General features: G+C 72.2%; 16 protein-coding genes. 12 read left to right on the plus strand and 4 right to left on the minus strand.

The features are described 5' to 3' along the window. Positions 1-130: 130 nt before the first annotated feature. The 4 genes from ACZ4U1_RS28745 to ACZ4U1_RS28760 form a co-directional block, all read right to left on the minus strand. Entirely contained in the window at positions 131-2,530 is a 2,400-nt protein-coding gene (locus ACZ4U1_RS28745) for a transglutaminase TgpA family protein (RefSeq protein WP_467907062.1), read from the minus strand. Beyond that, positions 2,527-3,888 carry a DUF58 domain-containing protein gene (locus ACZ4U1_RS28750; RefSeq protein ID WP_467907063.1) on the minus strand — a complete coding sequence of 454 codons (1,362 nt, stop codon included), beginning with the start codon at positions 3,886-3,888 and terminating at the stop codon, positions 2,527-2,529. Before ACZ4U1_RS28750 ends, ACZ4U1_RS28745 begins: the two co-directional genes overlap by 4 nt. Next, positions 3,888-4,928 carry an AAA family ATPase gene (locus tag ACZ4U1_RS28755; RefSeq protein WP_467907064.1) on the minus strand — a complete coding sequence of 347 codons (1,041 nt, stop codon included), beginning with the start codon at positions 4,926-4,928 and terminating at the stop codon, positions 3,888-3,890. The genes ACZ4U1_RS28750 and ACZ4U1_RS28755 overlap by 1 nt, the downstream gene beginning before the upstream one ends. 274 nt (positions 4,929-5,202) lie before the next feature. Continuing rightward, on the minus strand, positions 5,203-5,814 hold the full coding sequence (locus ACZ4U1_RS28760; protein ID WP_467907065.1) for a beta-class carbonic anhydrase: 612 nt from the start codon (positions 5,812-5,814) through the stop codon (positions 5,203-5,205). A gap of 287 nt (positions 5,815-6,101) precedes the next feature. Here ACZ4U1_RS28760 and rsmH point away from each other — a divergent pair, with 287 nt between their 5' ends. The 12 genes from rsmH to pgeF all read left to right on the plus strand — a co-directional run bounded on the left by rsmH (position 6,102) and on the right by pgeF (position 21,081). Beyond that, positions 6,102-7,058, plus strand: coding sequence for a 16S rRNA (cytosine(1402)-N(4))-methyltransferase RsmH (gene rsmH / locus ACZ4U1_RS28765; protein WP_467907066.1), 957 nt, complete (start codon positions 6,102-6,104; stop codon positions 7,056-7,058). A gap of 67 nt (positions 7,059-7,125) precedes the next feature. Next, positions 7,126-7,677: a cell division protein FtsL gene (gene ftsL, locus ACZ4U1_RS28770; RefSeq protein ID WP_467907067.1), complete on the plus strand. Its 552-nt coding sequence runs from the start codon at positions 7,126-7,128 to the stop codon at positions 7,675-7,677. Positions 7,678-7,897: 220 nt separating this feature from the next. Then, the gene (locus tag ACZ4U1_RS28775; RefSeq protein WP_467907068.1) at positions 7,898-9,859 is read left to right on the plus strand and encodes a peptidoglycan D,D-transpeptidase FtsI family protein; all 1,962 of its coding nucleotides are present in this window, start codon (positions 7,898-7,900) and stop codon (positions 9,857-9,859) included. Between the two features lie 40 nt (positions 9,860-9,899). Further along, positions 9,900-11,555: a UDP-N-acetylmuramoyl-L-alanyl-D-glutamate--2,6-diaminopimelate ligase gene (locus ACZ4U1_RS28780; RefSeq protein WP_467907069.1), complete on the plus strand. Its 1,656-nt coding sequence runs from the start codon at positions 9,900-9,902 to the stop codon at positions 11,553-11,555. A gap of 28 nt (positions 11,556-11,583) precedes the next feature. Further along, positions 11,584-12,990, plus strand: a complete 1,407-nt coding sequence (locus ACZ4U1_RS28785) for a UDP-N-acetylmuramoyl-tripeptide--D-alanyl-D-alanine ligase (protein WP_467907070.1) — start codon at positions 11,584-11,586, stop codon at positions 12,988-12,990. Continuing rightward, positions 12,990-14,060 (plus strand): phospho-N-acetylmuramoyl-pentapeptide-transferase, encoded by a 1,071-nt coding sequence (gene mraY / locus ACZ4U1_RS28790; protein WP_208887054.1) that lies wholly within the window; start codon positions 12,990-12,992, stop codon positions 14,058-14,060. The genes ACZ4U1_RS28785 and mraY overlap by 1 nt, the downstream gene beginning before the upstream one ends. Then, positions 14,042-15,505, plus strand: coding sequence for a UDP-N-acetylmuramoyl-L-alanine--D-glutamate ligase (gene murD / locus ACZ4U1_RS28795; protein ID WP_467907071.1), 1,464 nt, complete (start codon positions 14,042-14,044; stop codon positions 15,503-15,505). The genes mraY and murD overlap by 19 nt, the downstream gene beginning before the upstream one ends. A 67-nt stretch (positions 15,506-15,572) precedes the next feature. Then, positions 15,573-16,940 carry a putative lipid II flippase FtsW gene (ftsW, locus tag ACZ4U1_RS28800; protein ID WP_388313352.1) on the plus strand — a complete coding sequence of 456 codons (1,368 nt, stop codon included), beginning with the start codon at positions 15,573-15,575 and terminating at the stop codon, positions 16,938-16,940. Positions 16,941-16,946: 6 nt separating this feature from the next. Then, positions 16,947-18,035 (plus strand): undecaprenyldiphospho-muramoylpentapeptide beta-N-acetylglucosaminyltransferase, encoded by a 1,089-nt coding sequence (murG, locus tag ACZ4U1_RS28805; protein WP_467907072.1) that lies wholly within the window; start codon positions 16,947-16,949, stop codon positions 18,033-18,035. Between the two features lie 29 nt (positions 18,036-18,064). Continuing rightward, positions 18,065-18,859 carry a cell division protein FtsQ/DivIB gene (locus tag ACZ4U1_RS28810; protein ID WP_467907318.1) on the plus strand — a complete coding sequence of 265 codons (795 nt, stop codon included), beginning with the start codon at positions 18,065-18,067 and terminating at the stop codon, positions 18,857-18,859. A gap of 279 nt (positions 18,860-19,138) precedes the next feature. Next, the gene (gene ftsZ / locus ACZ4U1_RS28815) at positions 19,139-20,356 is read left to right on the plus strand and encodes a cell division protein FtsZ (protein WP_467907073.1); all 1,218 of its coding nucleotides are present in this window, start codon (positions 19,139-19,141) and stop codon (positions 20,354-20,356) included. Further along, a complete protein-coding gene (gene pgeF / locus ACZ4U1_RS28820) occupies positions 20,353-21,081 on the plus strand; it encodes a peptidoglycan editing factor PgeF (RefSeq protein ID WP_467907074.1) in 729 nt (242 codons plus the stop codon). Before ftsZ ends, pgeF begins: the two co-directional genes overlap by 4 nt. Positions 21,082-21,087 lie beyond the last annotated feature (6 nt).

Below are 21,087 nucleotides of genomic sequence, written 5' to 3' on the forward strand. Positions count from 1 at the left end.
GGAGAAGAAGATGTGGGAAGAACGATGGGAAAAAGAAGGTCCGAGAAACAAACGACCCCCCCCCACCCAGCCAAAAGAAAACGGACGGGGGGGCCCCCCCCCCCCTGGTCCCCCCCCCTCACGCGTGCCCTCAGCCCCGCTGCCCCGACGGCCGGCGCAGCGTCGGCCGGCGCAGCGTCGGCCGGGCCGCCGCGGCCCGGGTCCGCAGCGCCGACCAGCGGGCCGCGACCGCCCACAGCACCCGGACCGAGGAGCGGGGCAGGAACAGCGCCCGCAGCCGGGTCCCGGTGCCCACCGTGGCCCGCAGCCCCTCGACCACCCGGCGCACATCCTCCGCCGCTCCCGCCGCCGGGCGCGGCCGGGGCGCGTACAGCACCTGCTCCACCGCGTCCGCCACCCGGTGAACGGCGCCGCCGGCGGCCGGATCGAGCCGCCCGAGCCGGACGATCCGGTCGGCGGCCCCCCGCGGGGTCAGCGACTCGTCCGGCGTGATGCCGTGGTCCCAGGCGCTGTCCGTCAGCTCCTGCCAGGCCGCCAGGGTGTGCGCCGCCGCACCCTCGGCGGTCCGGGCGTGTCCGCCCAGCCGCCGCGCGCGCACCCGCTGCCGCCACAGCAGCGGCGACAGCGGAACGGCCAGGACCACCAGCGCGCCCAGCCCGATCAGCAGCCAGCCCCACCAGTCCGTACCGCCGTCCTCGTGGTGCGGGACCGCCGCCGCGGACGGGCTGTTGCAGGCCTGCAGCCGGCGCAGCTCACCGGCGCAGCTCTCGCTCGGCGAGGCCGCCGCCGAGGGTGCCGAGGACGCGCCCTTGGACGGCAGCGCCTCCTCCGGCAGCGAACTGCCGGGCGTGTCCGGCTGGGTGTACGACGGGGTGGTGCCGCGGGTCGGGGTCGGCTCGAACCGGGTCCAGCCCACGCCCTCGAAGTACAGCTCGGGCCAGGCGTGCGCGTCCCTCTGGTTCACCGCGATCGTGCCGTCGGCCTGCGGGGTGCCGGGCGCGAAGCCCACCGCGACCCGGGCCGGGATGCCGAGGGTGCGGGCCATCGCCGCCATCGCGAAGGAGAAGTGGACGCAGAAGCCCTCCTTCTGCTTCAGGAAGTTCGCTATGGCGCCGGGACCGCGGCCCACCTTCACGGAGGTGTCGTACTGGAAGCCCCCGGTGACGGCGAACCAGTCCTGGAGCTTGACGGCCTCCTCGTAGTGGCTGTCCGCGCCCTCGGTGATCTCCTCCGCGGTACGCGCCACCACCTTCGGCAGCGAGGACGGCACCTTGGTGTACTCGCTCTGCAGCGCGGCCGGCGGCTCGGGCGCGGCGGCCAGCTGCCGCGCGGTCGGCTGCACGTCCAGGCTGGTCACCTGGTAGGTCTCGCCGCGGGTGGTCTGGCCGCGGTCGCCGACCACGGTCATCCCGACGGGTTCGTACCGCCACCGGCCGCTGACCTTCACCCCGCTCGGCGGGTAGGGCATCGGCAGCCAGTTCTGGGCGTACCAGTCCGCGGCCCGGACGGTCGTGCGCACCGTGCCGCGCTTGACGTCCTGGCCCAGGCCGGCGGGCGTGGGCAGCTGGTCCGGCACGCCGATGATGTGCCGCTGCGCCGGGGTCCAGGTGGTGCCGTCGAACTCGTCCAGGGAGACGATCCGCAGATACAGGTCGGAGATGTCGTTCGTGCTGGTCCGCAGGGACAGCACCTGGCGGTCGTCGTTCGTGTTCAGGTTGTCGCGCAGCGACACCAGCGGGTTGACCGCCGAGACCGTGCCGCCGTTGCCGCTGCCCCCTCCCACGCCGGTGCCGGCGGCGTCCAGCAGGCCGCCGTGCATCGCGGGCAGGGCGAGCGGCACCATCAGGGCCACGCCGAGCGCGACCGCGCCGATCCGCCGTCCCGTGCGCACCGGTGCCAGGGCGCCCGCCTCCGGGGCGCCCGGGGCGCGGGGCGCGCCGCCGAAGACCCGGCCCCACTGGGCGAGCCGGTCCCGGCCCTCCGCGAGCAGCAGCATCAGATAGCCGCCCGCCGCCACCAGGAACCACAGCCCGTCGGCGCCGCCGTCGGAGAGCCCCGCGGCCACCGAGTACAGCGCGAGCAGCGGCAGCCCGGCCGGGGCCGCGCTGCGGAAGGTCACCGCGAGCGTGTCCACCAGCAGCCCGATGATCAGCACGCCGCCGATCAGCATCAGCTTGATGCCGTCGGTGACCGGCGCCGGTATCGCGTACCGGCTGACGTCGTCCGCGCCCTGCTGGAGCAGCTCCGCGAAGTACCGGAAGGTGTCCGGGCCGGGGACCAGCCCGGCGACGGCGTGCTGCCGGGCGAACACCAGGGTCAGCAGCACCAGGGTGACCAGGGCCTGCGCCGCCACGGTCAGCGGCCGGCCCAGCGGCACCCGCCGGGCCGCCGCGCCCACCCCGGTCTGCACGGCCACCAGCGGCACCAGCTGCAGCAGCCAGGTCGGCTCGGCGACCAGCGGCAGCAGCGCGCAGGAGGCCATCAGCGTGGCCGCCGCCGCGCACAGCGCCAGTCGTGCCCGCCCGCTCATCCCCGTGCCTCCCCGTTCACCGCGGCCAGGCCCGAGCGCTCCCGGTCCGCCTGCCGCCACAGTCCGTCCAGCGAGGCGCCGCGCGGCACGCTCAGCGCCGTCCAGCCCGCCTCGCGCAGCATCCGCAGCCGCTCCGCGTGCCGGTCGCCCGGGCGGGGCACGTCGGTCGCCTCCCGCGTCCAGGTGTCCGGGTCCAGCACGAAGGCGACGGCGCCCCCGCTGCGCCGGCTCATCTTGGCGACCGTCGTCGCCTGCTCCTCGTCCAGATCGCCGAGGAAGGCGACCAGCAGCCCCTCGTTGCCGCCGCGCAGCACGTCGTACGCCCGGGACAGCCCGGTGCCGTCGGAGTGGTCGATCACCGCGAGGGTGTCCATCATCAGCCCGGCCGCGTCCGCCGTCTCCTGGCCGCTGCCCGCGAAGCCGTCGCCGCCCTCGCCGGGCACCGCGCTGCCGCTGTCGGTCAGCAGCCGTACCGAGAAGCCGCGTTCCAGCATGTGCACCAGCACCGAGGCGGCACCGGAGACGGCCCACTCGAAGGCCGCGTCCGGGCCCGCGCCCTCGTAGGCACCGCCGCGGGTGTCCAGGAGCACGGTGCACCGGGACCGCCGGGGCTGCTCCTCACGGCGCACCATCAGCTCGCCGTAGCGGGCGGTGGACCGCCAGTGCACCCGGCGCAGATCGTCGCCGTAGCGGTATCCGCGCGGGATCACGTCGTCCTCGCCGGCCAGGGCCAGCGAGCGCTGCCGCCCGTCGCCGTAGCCCTGGGCCTCGCCGCCGAAGCGGACCGGGGCCAGCGGCTCCACGCGCGGGATCACCGTCAGGGTGTCGTACGTCGAGAAGGAGCGGGTCAGCTCGCACATGCCGAAGGGGTCCGTCAGCCGCAGCTGGAGCGGGCCCAGCGGATAGCGGCCCCGCAGGTCCGAGCGGACCCGGTAGGACACCTCGCGGCGGCCGCCCGGCTCGACCCGGTCCAGCACGAACCGGGGCCGCGGCCCGAGGACGTACGGCACCCGGTCCTGGAGCATCAGCAGACCGGTGGGCAGCCGGGAGACGTTGTCCATGCGCAGGTGCACCCGGGCCTCGCTGCCGGCCGGGACGCGCGCGGGGGCGAGGCGGCGGCTCGCGGCCACCCGGTAGCGGGTGCGGTACAGCACGGCCGCGCAGATCAGGGGCAGCACGGCGAGCAGCAGGCCGACCCGCAGCAGTTCGCTCAGACCCAGCACGAACGAACAGATCGCGGCGGCGATCCCGGCCGCGAGGAAGGAGCGGCCCCGGGTGGTGAGACCCGCCAGGGCCGTCCGCACCCCGCTCGCCTCACCGCGGTCGGCCTCGGCCGGCGCCGGCCCCCCGGAACTCATCACAGACTCCGCGGCGGCTGCTGGGGATAGGCCGGGACGTTCCGGCCCAGGCCGCCGAAGCCGCTCTGCCGGCCCGGGGCCGCGGGCACCGGGGTGTGCTGCAGGATCTCCAGCACGACCTGCTCGGCCGTACGGCGGTTGAGCTGGGCCTGGGCGGTGGGCAGCAGGCGGTGGGCGAGGACGGCGACGGTGAGCGCCTGCACGTCGTCCGGCAGCGCGTACTCCCGGCCGGCCAGGGCCGCGGACGCCTTGGCCGCGCGCAGCAGGTGCAGCGTCGCGCGCGGGGAGGCGCCGAGTCTGAGGTCGGGGTGGGTGCGGGTGGCGGCGACCAGCTCGACCGCGTACCGCCGGACCGGCTCGGAGACGTGCACCCCTCGCACCGCCTCGACCAGCTTCACGATCTCGTGCGCGTGCGCCACCGGCTGGAGGTCCTCCAGCGGGCTGACCCCGCCGTGGATGTCCAGCATCTGCAGCTCGGCCTCGACGCTCGGGTAGCCGACGGAGACCCGGGCCATGAAGCGGTCGCGCTGCGCCTCGGGCAGCGGGTAGGTGCCCTCCATCTCGACCGGGTTCTGGGTGGCCACCACCATGAACGGGCTGGGCAGTTCGTACGTCTGCCCGTCGATGGTGACCTGCCGCTCCTCCATGGACTCCAGCAGCGCGGACTGGGTCTTGGGCGAGGCGCGGTTGATCTCGTCGCCGATCACGATCTGCGCGAAGATGGCGCCCGGCTTGAACTCGAAGTCCCGGCGCTGCTGGTCCCAGATGGACACACCGGTGATGTCCGAGGGCAGCAGGTCCGGGGTGAACTGGATGCGCCGCACCGAGCAGTCGATGGACCGCGCCAGCGCCTTGGCGAGCATCGTCTTGCCCACTCCGGGGACGTCCTCGATCAGCAGGTGGCCCTCGGCGAGCAGCACGGTCAGCGCGAGCCGTACGACCTCGGGCTTCCCCTCGATCACGCCCTCCACCGAACCGCGTACCCGCTCCACCGTGGCGGTCAGATCAGTGAGGCTCGCTCGATCGTCATAGGTCGTCACCCGGCCCTCCTCGGCCCGTTCATTACGGGCCGACGCTCTGTCGTGCGCAACCGGCCCACCCCGAAACACGGACACCACGCGGGAAAGGTTCCGCGTGACGTCACACCCCGCATTCTTGCTGCCGTTACCGATTCGTGTCACTCGCCTGTGGACAACTGCCCGCACGATGTCGGTCTTACGGAGTTTTCGACCGTGTTTTCGACACGGCACGGCAGGGTACGGAGCGGCAGGATACGGGGCGGGGCGGCCGGCCGGTTCGCTCGCACGCCCGGATTCAGGCCGGGTCGACCTCGCGCAGCAGACCGGTGCGCACGTCGAAGACGAAGCCGCGGACGTCGTCCTTGTGCAGCAGGAAGGGCGAGGTGCGCACCCGCTGCATGGACTGGCGCACGTCCTGGTCCACGTCCCGGAAGGACTCCACCGCCCAGGCCGGACGCTGGCCGACCTCCATCTCCAGCTCGGTGCGGAAGTCCTCGGTGAGGGACTCCAGGCCGCAGCCGGTGTGGTGGATCAGCACGATGCTGCGAGTGCCCAGCTTGCGCTGGCTGATGGTCAGGGACCGGATGACGTCGTCGGTGACCACACCGCCCGCGTTGCGGATCGTGTGACAGTCGCCGAGCTCGAGGCCGAGGGCCTGGTGCAGGTCGAGGCGGGCGTCCATGCAGGCGACGACGGCGACGTGGAGCACGGGACGGGCGTCCATGCCGGGGTCCGTGAAGGCCTCGGCGTAGCGCCGGTTGGCCTCCACGAGGCGGTCGGTCACGGCGTCGCCAGGAGTTATGGCGCCTTCGGATCCAGTGGGCACTGCTGCAGAAGTCGTCATACCGACGACGTTACTGGTCACGCACCGTTCCGGCCTGCTGTGAGAGGGGACAAAGAACGTCATCGTGGCTTGTTGTGAGCTAACCCACAGGGTGGGCAAAGCCGTGCTGAACGGGTGGATCGGCCCGAATCGCGGTTCCCGCTGTGTCGCGGTGCACGACGCGCAGGCCGGTTGATTGACCATGGGACACCGTGGACTAAAGTGACGCGAAAGCGGGAGACGAGTCTCTTCCCGCTGACGAAACCCCCGGAGACCCCGGCAGCCCGGACCCGTCTCCCCGCGCGCGCGGCGCGTACGTACGGCTCGGGGGACCGACGGTGCGTACGGCCCGCCGGAACTGAGAGGCCCCCTTGAGCCAGAGTCGACACGTCCCGGTGATGCTCCAGCGGTGCCTGGACCTGCTGGCGCCCGCCCTGGAGCGCCCCGGAGCGGTGGTCGTCGACTGCACACTCGGCCTCGGCGGGCACAGCGAGGCACTGCTCACCCGGTTCCCCGAGGCCCGGCTGATCGGCCTCGACCGGGACAAGGAGGCGCTGCGCCTGTCCGGCGAGCGGCTGGCTCCGTACGGGGACCGCGCCACCCTCGTGCACGCCGTCTACGACGAGCTGCCCGACGTACTGCACCGGCTCGGCATCGCGCGCGTGCAGGGCGTGCTGTTCGACCTCGGGGTCTCCTCCATGCAGCTGGACGAGGCCGACCGCGGCTTCGCCTACGCGCAGGACGCGCCGCTGGACATGCGCATGGACCAGACGACCGGGATCAGCGCCGCCGAGGTCCTCAACACCTACCCGGCCGGGGAACTGGTGCGGATCCTGCGCGCGTACGGCGAGGAGAAGCAGGCCAAGCGGATCGTCGCCGCGATCGTGCGGGAGCGGGAGAAGGAGCCGTTCAGCAACAGCGCGCGGCTCGTGGAACTCATCCGGGACGCGCTGCCGCAGGCCGCCAAGCGCACCGGCGGCAATCCGGCCAAGCGCACCTTCCAGGCGCTGCGCATCGAGGTCAACGGCGAACTGTCCGTCCTGGAGCGGGCGATCCCGGCCGCCGTGAAGGCGCTGGACGTCGGCGGGCGGATCGCCGTGCTGTCGTACCACTCGCTCGAAGACCGGCTCGTCAAGCACGTGTTCGCGGCCGGGGCCGCCTCCACCGCGCCGCCCGGGCTGCCCGTCGTGCCCGAGCGCTACCAGCCGCGGCTCAAGCTGCTCACCCGTGGTGCCGAACTTCCCACCGAGGAAGAGATCGCCGAGAACCGCCGGGCCGCGCCGGCCAGGCTGCGGGGTGCCGAGCGCATCAGGGAGGACGTCGAGTGAGCGAGACGGGTCGGAAGGTCTCCCCCGCGCACCGGGGAAGCGGCTGCCCCCACGCACCGGGGGAGCAGTGAGCAGGAAACCCGAGCTGAAGGGGAGGGCCGCCCGGCTCGCCCGGCTCCTCCCGGCCGGCCGCGCCCAGGCGGCCCGTACCCCGTTCGTCCTGCTCGTCGTCGTGCTCCTCGGCGGCGGCCTGATCGGGCTGCTGGTGCTGAACTCCGCGCTCAGCGAAGGCTCGTTCGAACTCGACGACCTGCAGAAGCAGACGAAGAACCTCACCGACCAGGAACAGGCGCTCCAGCGGGACATCGACGCCTACTCCTCCCCCGACGCCCTCCAGCGCCGCGCCCGCGAACTCGGCATGGTCCCCGGCGGCGACCCGGCCTTCCTCGGCCCCGACGGCTCCGTCAAGGGCGTCCCCAGCGCCGCCGCCCCCGAGCCCGCGGCCCTCACCGCCCCCGCCGCCCAGCTGCCCCCGGCCGCCCCCCTCGCCACCACCCCGCAGCCCTCCGCTCCGCCGTCCCAGCCCCAGGGCACCCCCGCACCCGCTACCCCGGCCGCCGCCCCACCGGCCCCGCCCGCCTTCCCCCAGTCCGTTTCGACCCCGACTCCCGGCAGGTGACGGAAGTGTCCGACAGGGAACGCCGCCGTGTGCCCGGGTCCGCGTGTGCGCTCCGCTCGGCCGGGCGGAATGGTTGTGGCGGGTTCGGGTGCGGTGTGCGGCCGGCCGCGCGTGGGGGGCGGCGATGTCCGGTCGTGCGGCCCTGTGCCGCGGCAGGCGCGATGACGCCGCCCGCCTCCCCCCAGTCCGTTTCGACCCCGACCCCCGGCAGGTGACGGAAGTGTCCGACAGGGAACCGCGCCGCCGTGTGCCCGGGCCCGCCAAGCCTCCGCGGCCGCGGGGTGCCGTCCGGCGGCAGGCCGGGCCCGGTGCCCGGCCGGTGCGCCGGCCCGGTGGGGCCCGGCCCCCGGCCACGCCTCCCCTCCGGCTCGGCAGCCCCCGGCCCCGGCTGCGCCTGGTCAGCCTCGCCCTGACCCTGGTGCTGCTCGCCTTCGTCGTACGGCTGCTCCAGGTCCAGGCCGTCGACGCCAGCTCCTACACGGCACGGGCCGAGCAGAACCGGTACGTGGTGCACACCCTGGCCGCCGAGCGCGGCGAGATCACCGACCGCAACGGGGTCGCGCTCGCCGTCAGCGAGGACGCCTACGACATCACGGCCGACCCGACCATGTTCAACGCCAAGCAGCTGAAGATCGCCGACGGCCCGGAGCAGGCCGCCGCGCTGCTCGCCCCGATCCTCGGCCAGGACCAGGCCGCGCTCGTCAGGAAGCTGCGCCCCGAGAACAAGAACTCCCGCTACACCCGGCTCGCCACCCGGCAGACCCCCCAGGTCTGGAAGCAGATCAAGGACCTGAAGACCGCGCTCGCGAACAAGGCCGAGACCGACCACACCACCGTCAACGTGCTGGCCGGCGTCTTCGCCGACCCCAGCAGCCAGCGCGTGTACCCCAACGGCGACCTGGCCGCCGGGATACTGGGCTGGGTCAACGCCGACGGCCAGGGCGGCGGCGGCATCGAGCAGCAACTGAACAAGCAGCTCAGCGGGAAGGACGGCAAGGTCCGGTACGCGCAGGCCGGCGGGCGCGAGGTCCCCACGGCCGGGTCCACCGAGACACCCGCCGTGCCCGGGGCCGACGTCGAGCTGACCATCGACCGCGACATCCAGTGGGCGGCGCAGAACGCCATCACCGAGCAGGTGAAGAACTCCAAGGCGGACCGCGGCTACGTCATCGTCCAGGACACCCGCACCGGCCAGATCCTGGCCATGGCCAACTCGCCCGGCTTCGACCCGAACGACCTGTCGAAGGCCGACGGCGACGCCATGGGCAACGCGGCCCTCCAGGACGCCTACGAGCCCGGCTCCACCGCCAAGGTGATGTCGATGGCGGCCGTGCTGGAGCGGAACGTGGCGACGCCGCTCACCCACGTCGTCGTACCCAACCGGCTGCACCGCGGCGACCGCCTCTTCCAGGACGACATCGACCACGCCACCTGGTACCTCACGCTCAACGGCGTGCTCGCCAAGTCCAGCAACATCGGCACCATCCTGGCCACCGGGGAACTCGCCAAGAGCCAGCCCGAGGCCAACAAGGTCCTCTACACATACCTGCGCAAGTTCGGCATCGGCGGCTACACCGGCCTCGGCTTCCCCGGCGAGACGCCCGGCATCCTCGCGCCGCCGCAGAAGTGGTCCACCTCTCAGCAGTACACGATCCCTTTCGGCCAGGGCTTCTCCATCAACGCCATGCAGGCCGCCTCCGTGTACTCGACCATCGCCAACGGCGGCGTCCGCGTCGAGCCCACCCTGGTGCGCGGCACCAAGGGCGCCGACGGGCGCTTCACCTCGGCGCCGAAGCCCGAGCAGACCCGGGTCGTCAGTGAGAAGACCGCCAAGAGCCTCGCCCAGATGCTGGAGTCCGTCGTCGACGACGAGCAGGGCACCGGCGTGAAGGCCCGCATCCCCGGGTACCGGGTCGCGGGCAAGACCGGCACCGCCAACCGCGTGGATCCGGCCACCGGCCGCTACCGCGGCTACACCTCGTCGTTCGCCGGTTTCGCCCCCGCCGACAACCCGCGGATCACCGTCTACTGCGCCATCCAGAACGCCACCTCGGGCAACTACTTCGGTGGCCAGATCTGCGGCCCCATCTACAAGCAGGTGATGGAGTTCGCCCTGAAAACCCTCCAGATCCCGCCGACCGGGGCGAAGGCCGCCAACCTGCCCGTCGAGTACAAGCCCTGATCAGCATCCCTGATCAGCACGGAAACACCAGGAACAGCTCGTGACAACGATCACCCCGGACCCCGGGAACCAAGGCGCCCCGAGCCCCTCGCTTCGCTCCGGAGCGGGTGCGCCCGGTACGCTCACCGCCGTGCCACACGCTGATCAGTCCCAAACCACCCAGAAGGGCCAACCCGTGACCTATCCGGGACTGCCCAGGCCGACGCAGCTCCCCGCCACCCCCCTCGCGGAGCTCGCCGACCAGCTGGGTGTCACCGCGCCGGAGGGCGCCGCCGAGATCACGGGTATCACCCACGACTCGCGCGCCGTCCGCCCCGGCGACCTGTACGCCGCCCTCCCGGGCGCCCGTCTGCACGGCGCGGACTTCGTCGCCCAGGCCGCGAGCCTGGGCGCCGTCGCCGTGCTCACCGACCCCACGGGCGCCGAGCGCGCCGCCGCGACCGGACTGCCCGTCCTGGTCGTCGCGGACCCGCGCGCGCGGATGGGGGAGCTGGCGGCCACCATCTACCGCCACCCGGGCCGCGACCTGCTCCAGATCGGCATCACCGGCACCTCCGGCAAGACCACCACCGCCTACCTCGTCAAGGGCGGCCTGGACGCGTCCCGCCCCGCCGGGCTCATCGGCACGGTGGAGATCCGCATCGGCGACGAGCGGATCAAGTCCGAGCGCACCACCCCCGAAGCCACCGACCTCCAGGCCCTGTTCGCCGTCATGCGCGAAGGCGGCGTCGAGGCGGTCGCCATGGAGGTCTCCAGCCACGCCCTGGTCCTCGGCCGGGTCGACGGCTGCGTCTTCGACATCGCCGTCTTCACCAACCTCAGCCCGGAACACATGGAGTTCCACTCCGACATGGAGGACTACTTCCGGGCCAAGGCACAGCTCTTCACGCCGCAGCGCAGCAAACTCGGCGTGGTCAACGCCGACGACGACTACGGCCGCCGGCTCGCGCGCGAGGCGACCGTGCCGGTCGTCACCTTCTCCGCCGAGGGCCACCCGGACGCCGACTGGCGCGCCGAGGACGTCCAGGTCGGCCCCATGGACTCGACGTTCACCGTGCTCGGCCCGAACGGCGAGCGCGTGCACGCCAAGTCGCCGCTGCCCGGCCCGTTCAACGTGGCGAACACCCTCGCCGCCATCGTCGCCCTCTCCGTGGCCGGCCTCGATCCGCAGGCGGCCGCCGACGGCATCGCCGCGGTACCGGGCGTCCCGGGCCGCCTGGAGCGCGTCGACGCCGGGCAGCCCTACCTCGCGGTCGTCGACTACGCCCACAAGACCGACGCCGTCGAGTCGGTGCTCAAGGCGCTGCGCAAGGTCACCAAGGGCCGGCTGCACGTCGTCCTCGGCTGCGGCGGCGACCGCGACCAGACCAAGCGCGCCCCGATGGGCGCCGCCGCGGCCCGGCTCGCCGACACGGCCGTACTGACCTCCGACAACCCCCGCTCCGAGGACCCCCTCGCGATCCTCGCGACCATGCTCCAGGGCGCGGCCTCCGTGCCCGCGCACGAGCGCGGCGAGGTCCTCCTCTTCGAGGACCGGGCCGCCGCCATCGCCGCCGCCGTGGGCCGTGCCCAGGCCGGCGACACCGTGCTGGTCGCGGGCAAGGGCCACGAGCAGGGCCAGGACATCGCCGGCGTGGTCCGTCCCTTCGACGACCGCCAGGTGCTCCGCGAAGCCATCCAGAACACCCAGGGATGAAAATCCAGAAGACCCAGGGGATGAACTTGTGATCGCCCTCTCCCTCGCCGAGATCGCAGCAGTCGTCGGCGGGCAGACGCACGACATACCGGATCCGTCCGTAGCTGTCACGGGACCGGTCGTCCGGGACTCCCGCGAGGTGGTGCCCGGCAGCCTGTTCGCCGCCTTCGTCGGCGAGCGCGTGGACGGCCACGACTACGCCGCGCAGGTCGTCGCGGCCGGCGCGGCCGCCGTACTGGCGTCCCGCCCGGTCGGCGTCCCCGCGATCGTCGTGGAGGACGTCCAGACGGCCCTCGGCGCCCTCGCCCGGCACGTCGTACGCCGGCTCGGCGCGACCCTCGTCGCCCTGACCGGCTCGGCCGGCAAGACCAGCACCAAGGACCTCATCGCGCAGGTGCTCCAGCGCAAGGCGCCGACGGTGTTCACGCCCGGCTCGCTCAACAACGAGATCGGGCTGCCGCTGACCGCCCTGTCCGCCACCGAGGAGACGAAGTTCCTCGTGCTGGAGATGGGCGCCCGCGGCATCGGGCACATCCGCTACCTCACCGGCCTCACCCCGCCGAGGATCGGCCTGGTGCTCAACGTCGGCACCGCCCACATCGGCGAGTTCGGCGGACGCGAGCAGATCGCCCAGGCCAAGGGGGAACTGGTCGAGGCACTCCCCGAGGACGGCGCGGCGATCCTCAACGCCGACGACCCGCTGGTGAAGGCCATGGCCTCCCGTACCAAGGCGAAGGTGGTCCTTTTCGGAGAGTCGGCCGAAGCGGACGTACGCGGTGAGAACGTACGACTCACGGACAGCGGACAGCCCGCCTTCAGGCTTCACACACCCTCCGGTGCAGCCGATGTGACCATGCGCCTGTACGGTGAGCACCACGTGTCGAACGCGCTCGCCGCGGCCGCCGTCGCCCATGAGCTGGGCATGTCCGCGGAAGAGATCGCCACCGCGCTCTCCGAGGCGGGCTCCCTCTCCCGCTGGCGCATGGAGGTCACCGAGCGCCCGGACGGCGTGACCATCGTCAACGACGCCTACAACGCCAACCCCGAGTCCATGCGGGCCGCCCTCAGGGCGCTCGCGGCCATGGGCAAGGGGCGCCGCACGTGGGCGGTGCTCGGCAAGATGGCCGAGCTGGGGGACGAGGCGCTCGCCGAGCACGACGCCGTCGGACGGCTCGCCGTCCGGCTCAACGTCAGCAAGCTCGTCGCTGTCGGGGGGATCGAGGCCTCCTGGCTGCAATTGGGCGCATATAACGAGGGTTCGTGGGGTGAGGAGTCGGTGCACGTGTCCGACGCACAGGCGGCGATCGACCTGTTGCGCAGCGAGTTGCGCCCGGGGGACGTCGTGCTCGTGAAGGCGTCCCGTTCGGTGGGGCTGGAGAGCGTCGCCCAGGCGCTCATCGAGACCGGTGCCGAGGGTGAGGTTGCCGCCCGATGATGAAGCAGATCCTGTTCTCGGGAGTCATTGGCCTCTTCCTGACGCTGGTCGGCACCCCGCTGCTGATCAAGCTTCTCGCCCGCAAGGGCTACGGCCAGTACATCCGTGACGACGGCCCGCGCGAGCACGCCAGCAAGCGCGGTACGCCGACCATGGGCGGCATCGCCTTCATCCTGGCGACGATCGCCGCGTACTTCCTGAGCAAGCTCATCACCGGTTACCCGCCGACCTACTCCGGACTGCTGGTCCTCGGCCTGATGTTCGGCATGGGCCTGGTCGGCTTCCTCGACGACTACATCAAGATCGTCAAGCGGCGGTCGCTGGGTCTGCGGGCCAAGGCCAAGATGGCCGGCCAGCTGATCGTCGGCATCGCCTTCGCCGTGCTGTCGCTGCAGTTCGCCGACGCCCGCGGCAACACCCCGGCCTCCACCAAGCTGTCGTTCATCACCGACTTCGGCTGGTCGATCGGCCCGGTGCTGTTCGTGGTCTGGGCGCTGTTCATGATCCTCGCGATGTCGAACGGCGTGAATCTCACCGACGGTCTGGACGGCCTCGCCACCGGCGCCTCCGTCCTCGTCTTCGGCGCCTACACGTTCATCGGGGTGTGGCAGTTCCAGGAGTCCTGCGCCAACGCGGGCACCCTGACCAACCCGGGCGCCTGCTACGAGGTGCGCGACCCGCTCGACCTCGCGGTCGTCGCCTCCGCGCTGATGGGCGCCTGCCTCGGCTTCCTGTGGTGGAACACCTCGCCCGCCAAGATCTTCATGGGTGACACCGGTTCGCTCGCCCTCGGCGGTGTTCTGACGGGTCTGGCCATCCTCTCCCGCACGGAGCTGCTGGTGGCCATCATGGGCGGCCTGTTCGTCCTCATCACCATGTCGGTCGTCATCCAGGTCGGCTCCTTCCGGCTCACCGGGAAGCGCGTCTTCCGGATGGCACCGCTCCAGCACCACTTCGAACTCAAGGGCTGGTCCGAGGTCCTGGTGGTGGTCCGCTTCTGGATCATCCAAGGCATCTGTGTGATCGTCGGACTGGGCCTCTTCTACGCGGGATGGGCAGCGGACAAGTGACCTCCTCGGTGCCTTCTGAATCGCCTTCCGGATCGTCTTCCGCGTTCCAGGGCAAGCACGTCACCGTCGCCGGACTCGGCGTCTCCGGCATCCCGGCGGCGAAGGCGCTGCACGCGCGCGGGGCGGTCGTCACGGTCGTCAACGACGGCGACGACGCACGCGCGCGCGAACAGGCCGCGGAACTGGAGGCGCTCGGCATCACCGTGCGCCTCGGCGACGGGGCCACGCTGCCGGAAGGCACCGAACTGATCGTCACCGCGCCCGGCTGGAAGCCCGACAAGCCGCTGTTCCTCGCCGCCGAGAAGGCCGGTGTACCGGTCTGGGGCGACGTGGAGCTGGCCTGGCGGCTGCGCGGGCCCGACGCGGCCCCCTGGCTGGCCGTGACGGGCACCAACGGCAAGACCACCACCGTCCAGATGCTCGCCTCCATCCTGAAGGCGGCGGGCCTGCGCACGGCCGCCGTCGGCAACATCGGCGTCTCCCTGCTGGACGCGGTCCTCGGCGAGGAGGAGTACGACGTCCTCGCCGTGGAGCTGTCCAGCTACCAGCTCCACTGGGCGCCCTCCCTGCGGGCGCACTCCGCGGTGGTCCTCAACGTCGCGCCGGACCACCTGGACTGGCACGGCTCCATGGAGGCGTACGCGCGCGACAAGGGCCGTATCTACGAGGGCAACAAGGTCGCCTGCGTCTACAACGCCGCCGACAAGGCCACCGAGGACCTGGTGCGCGAGGCCGACGTCGAGGAGGGATGCCGGGCCATCGGGTTCACCCTGGGCACGCCCGGACCCTGCGAACTCGGCGTCGTGGAGGGCATCCTGGTCGACCGTGCCTTCGTGGAGGACCGGCAGAAGAACGCCCAGGAGCTGGCCGAGGTCTCCGACGTCCACCCGCCGGCCCCGCACAACATCGCCAACGCCCTTGCCGCGGCGGCCCTCGCACGCGCCTTCGGGGTGCCCGCCACGGCCGTACGGGACGGTCTGCGGGCCTTCCGCCCGGACGCCCACCGCATCGCGCTCGTCGCCGGCATCGACGGCGTCGCGTACGTGGACGACTCCAAGGCGACCAACACCCACGCCGCGGAGGCGTCGTTGGCGGCATATGAGTCGATCGTATGGATTGCGGGCGGTCTGGCGAAGGGCGCGACCTTCGACGAACTGGTCGCCAAGTCGGCGAAGCGGCTGCGCGGTGTGGTCCTGATCGGCGCCGATCGTGCCCTGATCCGTGAGGCCCTCGCGCGACACGCGCCGGAAGTACCCGTGGTCGACCTCGACCGGACCGACACTGGGGCGATGCTCCAGGCGGTGACGGAAGCGAAGCGGCTGGCTCAGCCCGGCGACACGGTGCTGCTGGCCCCGGCCTGCGCCTCCATGGACATGTTCACCAACTACAACCAGCGCGGTGACGCGTTCGCGGCGGCGGTCCGCGAACTCGAAGCCGGAGCCTGACCCGGCCGCCCGCCGGGCGGATCTTGGGAGGGACGCGTGGGACGGTCGACGTTCAGTGGAGGCGCCGATGCCCAGTAGCCGTACCGGAAAGCCGCCCGTGCAGCGGGCGTCCCGGCGCCCGCGTCCCGCCGTTCCCCGGCCCCCGCGCGAGAACCCCGTCCAACGGCTCTACACGCGTGCGCGCAGGGCCTGGGACCGGCCGCTGACCGCCTACTACCTGATCGTCGGCGGCAGCGTGCTGATCACCGTGCTGGGTCTGGTGATGGTCTACTCGGCCTCCCAGATCACCGCGCTCCAGCTCTCGCTGCCCGGCTCGTACTTCTTCCGCAAGCAGGCCCTCGCCGCGCTCATCGGCGGCGCACTGCTGTTCGTCGCCTCCCGCATGCCGGTGAAACTGCACCGGGCGCTGGCCTACCCGATCCTCGCCGGCGCCGTCTTCCTGATGGCCCTGGTGCAGGTCCCCGGGATAGGGATGGCGGTCAACGGCAACCAGAACTGGATCTCCCTCGGCGGCTCCTTCCAGATCCAGCCCAGCGAGTTCGGCAAGCTCGCCCTGGTGCTGTGGGGCGCGGACCTGATCGCCCGCAAGCAGGAGAGGAAGCTGCTGACCCAGTGGAAGCACATGCTGGTGCCGCTGGTCCCGGTCGCCTTCCTGCTGCTCGGGCTGATCATGCTCGGCGGCGACATGGGCACCGCGATCATCCTCACGGCGATCCTCTTCGGCCTGCTGTGGCTCGCGGGGGCGCCGACCCGGCTGTTCGCGGGCGTGCTGTCCGTCGCCGGCCTGATCGGTGTGACCCTCATCAAGACCAGCCCCAACCGGATGGCCCGGCTCGCCTGCATCGGCGCCACCGAGCCGAAGACCGGGGTCGCCGACTGCTGGCAGGCCGTGCACGGGATCTATGCTCTCGCCTCCGGCGGACTCTTCGGTTCCGGACTCGGTGCGAGTGTGGAAAAATGGGGCCAACTCCCGGAAGCCCACACCGACTTCATCTTCGCCGTCACCGGTGAGGAACTGGGCCTGGCGGGGACGCTGTCGGTGCTCGCCCTGTTCGCGGCTCTAGGCTATGCGGGTATCCGCGTGGCCGGACGCACGGAGGACCCCTTCGTGAGGTACGCCGCGGGAGGCGTGACCACCTGGATCACCGCCCAGGCGGTGATCAACATCGGTGCGGTGCTCGGTCTGCTGCCGATCGCCGGCGTCCCGCTCCCGCTGTTCTCCTACGGAGGGTCCGCCCTGCTGCCGACCATGTTCGCCATCGGGCTGCTGATCGCCTTCGCGCGCGACGAGCCCGCTGCGCGGGCAGCGCTTGCGATGCGGCAACCTCGCTTTGGTAGAAAGCGGGCGGGAGGCTCCGGTGCCGAGCGGGGGCCTCGGAGATGGAACACGATGCGACGGCGTGCCTCGGCGGCGCGTTCGTCCGGAGAGCGGTGAATTTCGGTGCATGTCGTACTCGCCGGTGGGGGGACCGCCGGCCACATCGAGCCCGCGCTCGCCCTCGCGGACGCCCTGCGCAGGCAGGACCCGACCGTGGGGATCACGGCCCTGGGCACGGAGCGCGGCCTGGAGACCCGGCTCGTCCCGGAGCGCGGCTACGAGCTGGCGCTGATCCCGGCGGTTCCGCTGCCGCGCAAGCCCACCCCTGAGCTGATCACCGTCCCGGGCCGGCTGCGCGGCACGATCAAGGCCGCCGAGCAGATCCTGGAGCGCACCAAGGCGGACGTCGTGGTCGGCTTCGGCGGTTACGTCGCCCTGCCCGGCTACCTGGCCGCCAAGCGCCTCGGCGTGCCCATCGTGATCCACGAGGCCAACGCCCGCCCGGGCCTGGCCAACAAGATCGGCTCGCGGTACGCGGCCAGGGTCGCCGTCTCCACCCCGGACAGCAAGCTGCGTGACGCCCGCTACATCGGCATCCCGCTGCGCCGCTCCATCGCCACGCTGGACCGCGCCGCCGTCCGGCCCGAGGCCCGCCACCGCTTCGGGCTCGACCCGAACCTGCCCACGCTGCTGGTCTCCGGCGGCTCGCAGGGCGCCCGCCGGCTGAACGAGGTGACGCAGACGGTCGCCCCGTGGCTGCAGCAGGCCGGCATCCAGATCCTGCACGCGGTCGGCCCGAAGAACGAACTGCCGCAGGTGCAGCAGATGCCGGGGATGCCCCCCTACATCCCGGTAAGTTACCTGGACCGGATGGACCTCGCGTACGCCGCGGCCGACATGATGCTCTGCCGCGCGGGCGCGATGACCGTCGCCGAACTCTCCGCCGTAGGGCTCCCGGCCGCCTACGTCCCGCTGCCCATCGGCAACGGCGAACAGCGGCTCAACGCCCAGCCGGTGGTCAAGGCGGGCGGCGGACTCCTCGTGGACGACGCGGAGCTGACGCCCGAGTGGGTGCAGCAGAACGTGCTGCCCGTGCTCGCCGACCCGCACCGGCTGTACGAGATGTCCCGCGCGGCAAGCGAGTTCGGCCGCCGGGACGCCGACGACCTGCTCGTCGGCATGGTGTACGAGGCGATCGCCTCGCGCCGATAGGACCGTATGACGAAAGGGCAGTGAGCAGCGTGGCCGGACCCTCCACCGCCGAGCGCGGTGAACGCCAGCAGGAGTCGTCCGGCCCGCCGCCCGCCCGTGGGCCCAAGTGGCCCCGCGTTCGTACGATCGTCATCCTGGCCGCCGTTCTGGTGCTCCTCGTGGCCGGTTCCGCCTGGGCGTTGTACGGCTCGCGGTGGCTGCGCGTCGACCACGTCTCGGTGTCGGGCACGCGCGTGCTGACGCCCGCCGAGGTGCGGGCGGCGGCGGCCGTGCCCGTCGGGAAGCCGATGATTTCCGTCGACACGGAGGGCATCGAGGCCCGGCTCCGCCGGAAATTGCCCCGAATCGACACCGTGGATGTGGTTCGTTCCTGGCCGCATGGAATCGGTCTGAAAGTGATCGAGCGCACTCCGGTTCTGCTGGTCCGAAAGGGCCGGAACTTCGTCGAAGTCGATGACGAAGGTGTCCGGTTCGCTACGGTTTCGCAGGCGCCGAACGGCGTTCCGATGCTGGAATTGTCCGCTTCCCGGACCGGTCCGGGCGCCGCGAGCTTCCGGCGCTTCGGCAGGGACCGCCTGGTGCGCGAGGCCGTCCGGGCCGCCGGTGACCTGCCCGCCGCCGTGGCGCGGGCCACCCGGAACGTCCGAGTCCGCTCCTACGACGCCATCTCGCTGGAGTTGGGCGACGGCCGCACGGTGGCATGGGGCAGCGGCGAGAACGGCCGCGCCAAGGCACGAGCCCTCACGGCTCTCATGAAAGCAGCTCCCGGCGCGCGGCACTTCGATGTCAGCGTTCCCACCGCCCCTGCGTCATCGGGGAGTTGACGCACATCAGCGCAGGCCAGCACCCTGGTTGGGCACTGCTACGGCTGATCACATAGGGTGAAAAGAAAAACGGGAGGTTCGGCGTGTTCGTTGAACGGGCGCCACTTGTCGACTTAGTGTCCTGTTCAGAAGACTCCAGGGAACAGACACACTGGTAACCCTAAACTTCAGGGTTAGGGTTCGGGTCGGCGCTACGGACCGTCCCATTCGGCATCCGTCGTCCCGGCGCGGGGCACCGCCCGGCGGCGACAACGTAATTCGAGGCGAGAGGCCTTCGACGTGGCAGCACCGCAGAACTACCTCGCAGTCATCAAGGTCATCGGTGTCGGCGGCGGTGGTGTCAATGCCATCAACCGGATGATCGAGGTCGGTCTCAAGGGCGTCGAGTTCATCGCCATCAACACCGACGCACAGGCGCTGTTGATGAGCGACGCCGACGTCAAGCTCGACGTCGGCCGCGAACTCACCCGCGGACTCGGCGCCGGAGCCAACCCGGCCGTCGGCCGCAAGGCCGCCGAGGACCACCGCGAGGAGATCGAGGAGGTCCTCAAGGGGGCCGACATGGTCTTCGTGACGGCCGGTGAAGGCGGCGGCACCGGCACCGGCGGGGCCCCCGTCGTGGCCAACATCGCGCGCTCGCTCGGCGCCCTCACCATCGGCGTGGTCACCCGCCCGTTCACCTTCGAGGGACGGCGCCGTGCGAACCAGGCCGAGGACGGCATCGCCGAACTCCGCGAAGAGGTCGACACCCTCATCGTGATCCCGAACGACCGGCTGCTGTCCATCTCCGACCGCCAGGTCTCGGTCCTGGACGCCTTCAAGTCCGCCGACCAGGTCCTGCTCTCCGGTGTCCAGGGCATCACCGACCTCATCACCACCCCCGGCCTGATCAACCTCGACTTCGCCGACGTCAAGTCGGTCATGTCCGAGGCCGGTTCGGCCCTCATGGGCATCGGCTCGGCCCGCGGCGACGACCGCGCGGTGGCCGCGGCCGAGATGGCGATCTCCTCGCCGCTGCTGGAGGCGTCCATCGACGGCGCCCGGGGCGTGCTGCTCTCCATCTCCGGCGGCTCCGACCTCGGCCTGTTCGAGATCAACGAGGCCGCCCAGCTGGTCAGTGAGGCCGCCCACCCCGAGGCCAACATCATCTTCGGCGCGGTCATCGACGACGCCCTCGGCGACGAGGTGCGGGTCACCGTGATCGCGGCCGGCTTCGACGGCGGCCAGCCGCCGGCCCGCCGGGACAACGTCCTCGGCTCGGCCTCCTCCGGCTCGGCCTCCGCCCGCCGCGAGGAGCCCGCCCCGGCCGCCCGGCCGAGCGAGCCCAGCCGTCCGTCCTTCGGCTCGCTGGGCAGCGTCAAGCCGAAGGAGGAGCCGGAGCCGGCGCCCGAGCCGGTGGCCGACATCCCGGTCCCGCCGCCGGTCACGCCGGCGCCGCGGCCCGCCTACTCGGACAGCGCGGCCGAGGAACTGGACGTCCCGGACTTCCTCAAGTGATAGGACAGCGCGAGAGCGTGAGCGGCGCGCACTTCGCCTTCACCGACCGGTGGGGCGGGGTGAGCGCCGCTCCGTATGAGGAGCTGAACCTCGGCGGCGCGGTCGGCGACACGCCCGAGGCGGTGCGGGGCAACCGGGAACTGGCGGCCAAGTCGCTGGACCTGGACCCCGCCCAGGTCGTCTGGATGAACCAGGTGCACGGGGCCGATGTCGCCGTGGTGGACGAGCCGTGGGGCGAGAAGACGGTGCCGGAGGTCGACGCGATCGTCACCGCCCGCCGCGGACTCGCCCTCGCCGTCCTCACCGCCGACTGCGTCCCGGTGCTGCTGGCCGACCCCGTCGCCGGGGTCGCCGCCGCGGTCCACGCGGGCCGGCCCGGCATGGTCAAGGGGGTCGTCCCCGCCGCCGTACGGGCCATGGCCGAACTCGGCGCCGAACCGGGCCGGATCGTCGCCCGCACCGGACCGGCCGTCTGCGGCCGGTGCTACGAGGTGCCGGAGGCGATGCGCGCCGAGGTGGCCGCCGTGGAGCCGGCGGCGCACGCCGAAACGAGCTGGGGCACGCCGGCGGTCGACGTGAGCGCCGGCGTGCACGCGCAGCTCGACCGGCTCGGGGTGTGCGACCGGGCGCAGGCGCCGGTGTGCACGCTGGAGTCGGGCGACCACTTCTCGTACCGCCGCGACCGCACCACCGGGCGGCTCGCCGGCTACGTCTGGCTGGACTGATGGGGC

Source organism: Streptomyces sp. NPDC028928 (genome assembly GCF_055564915.1).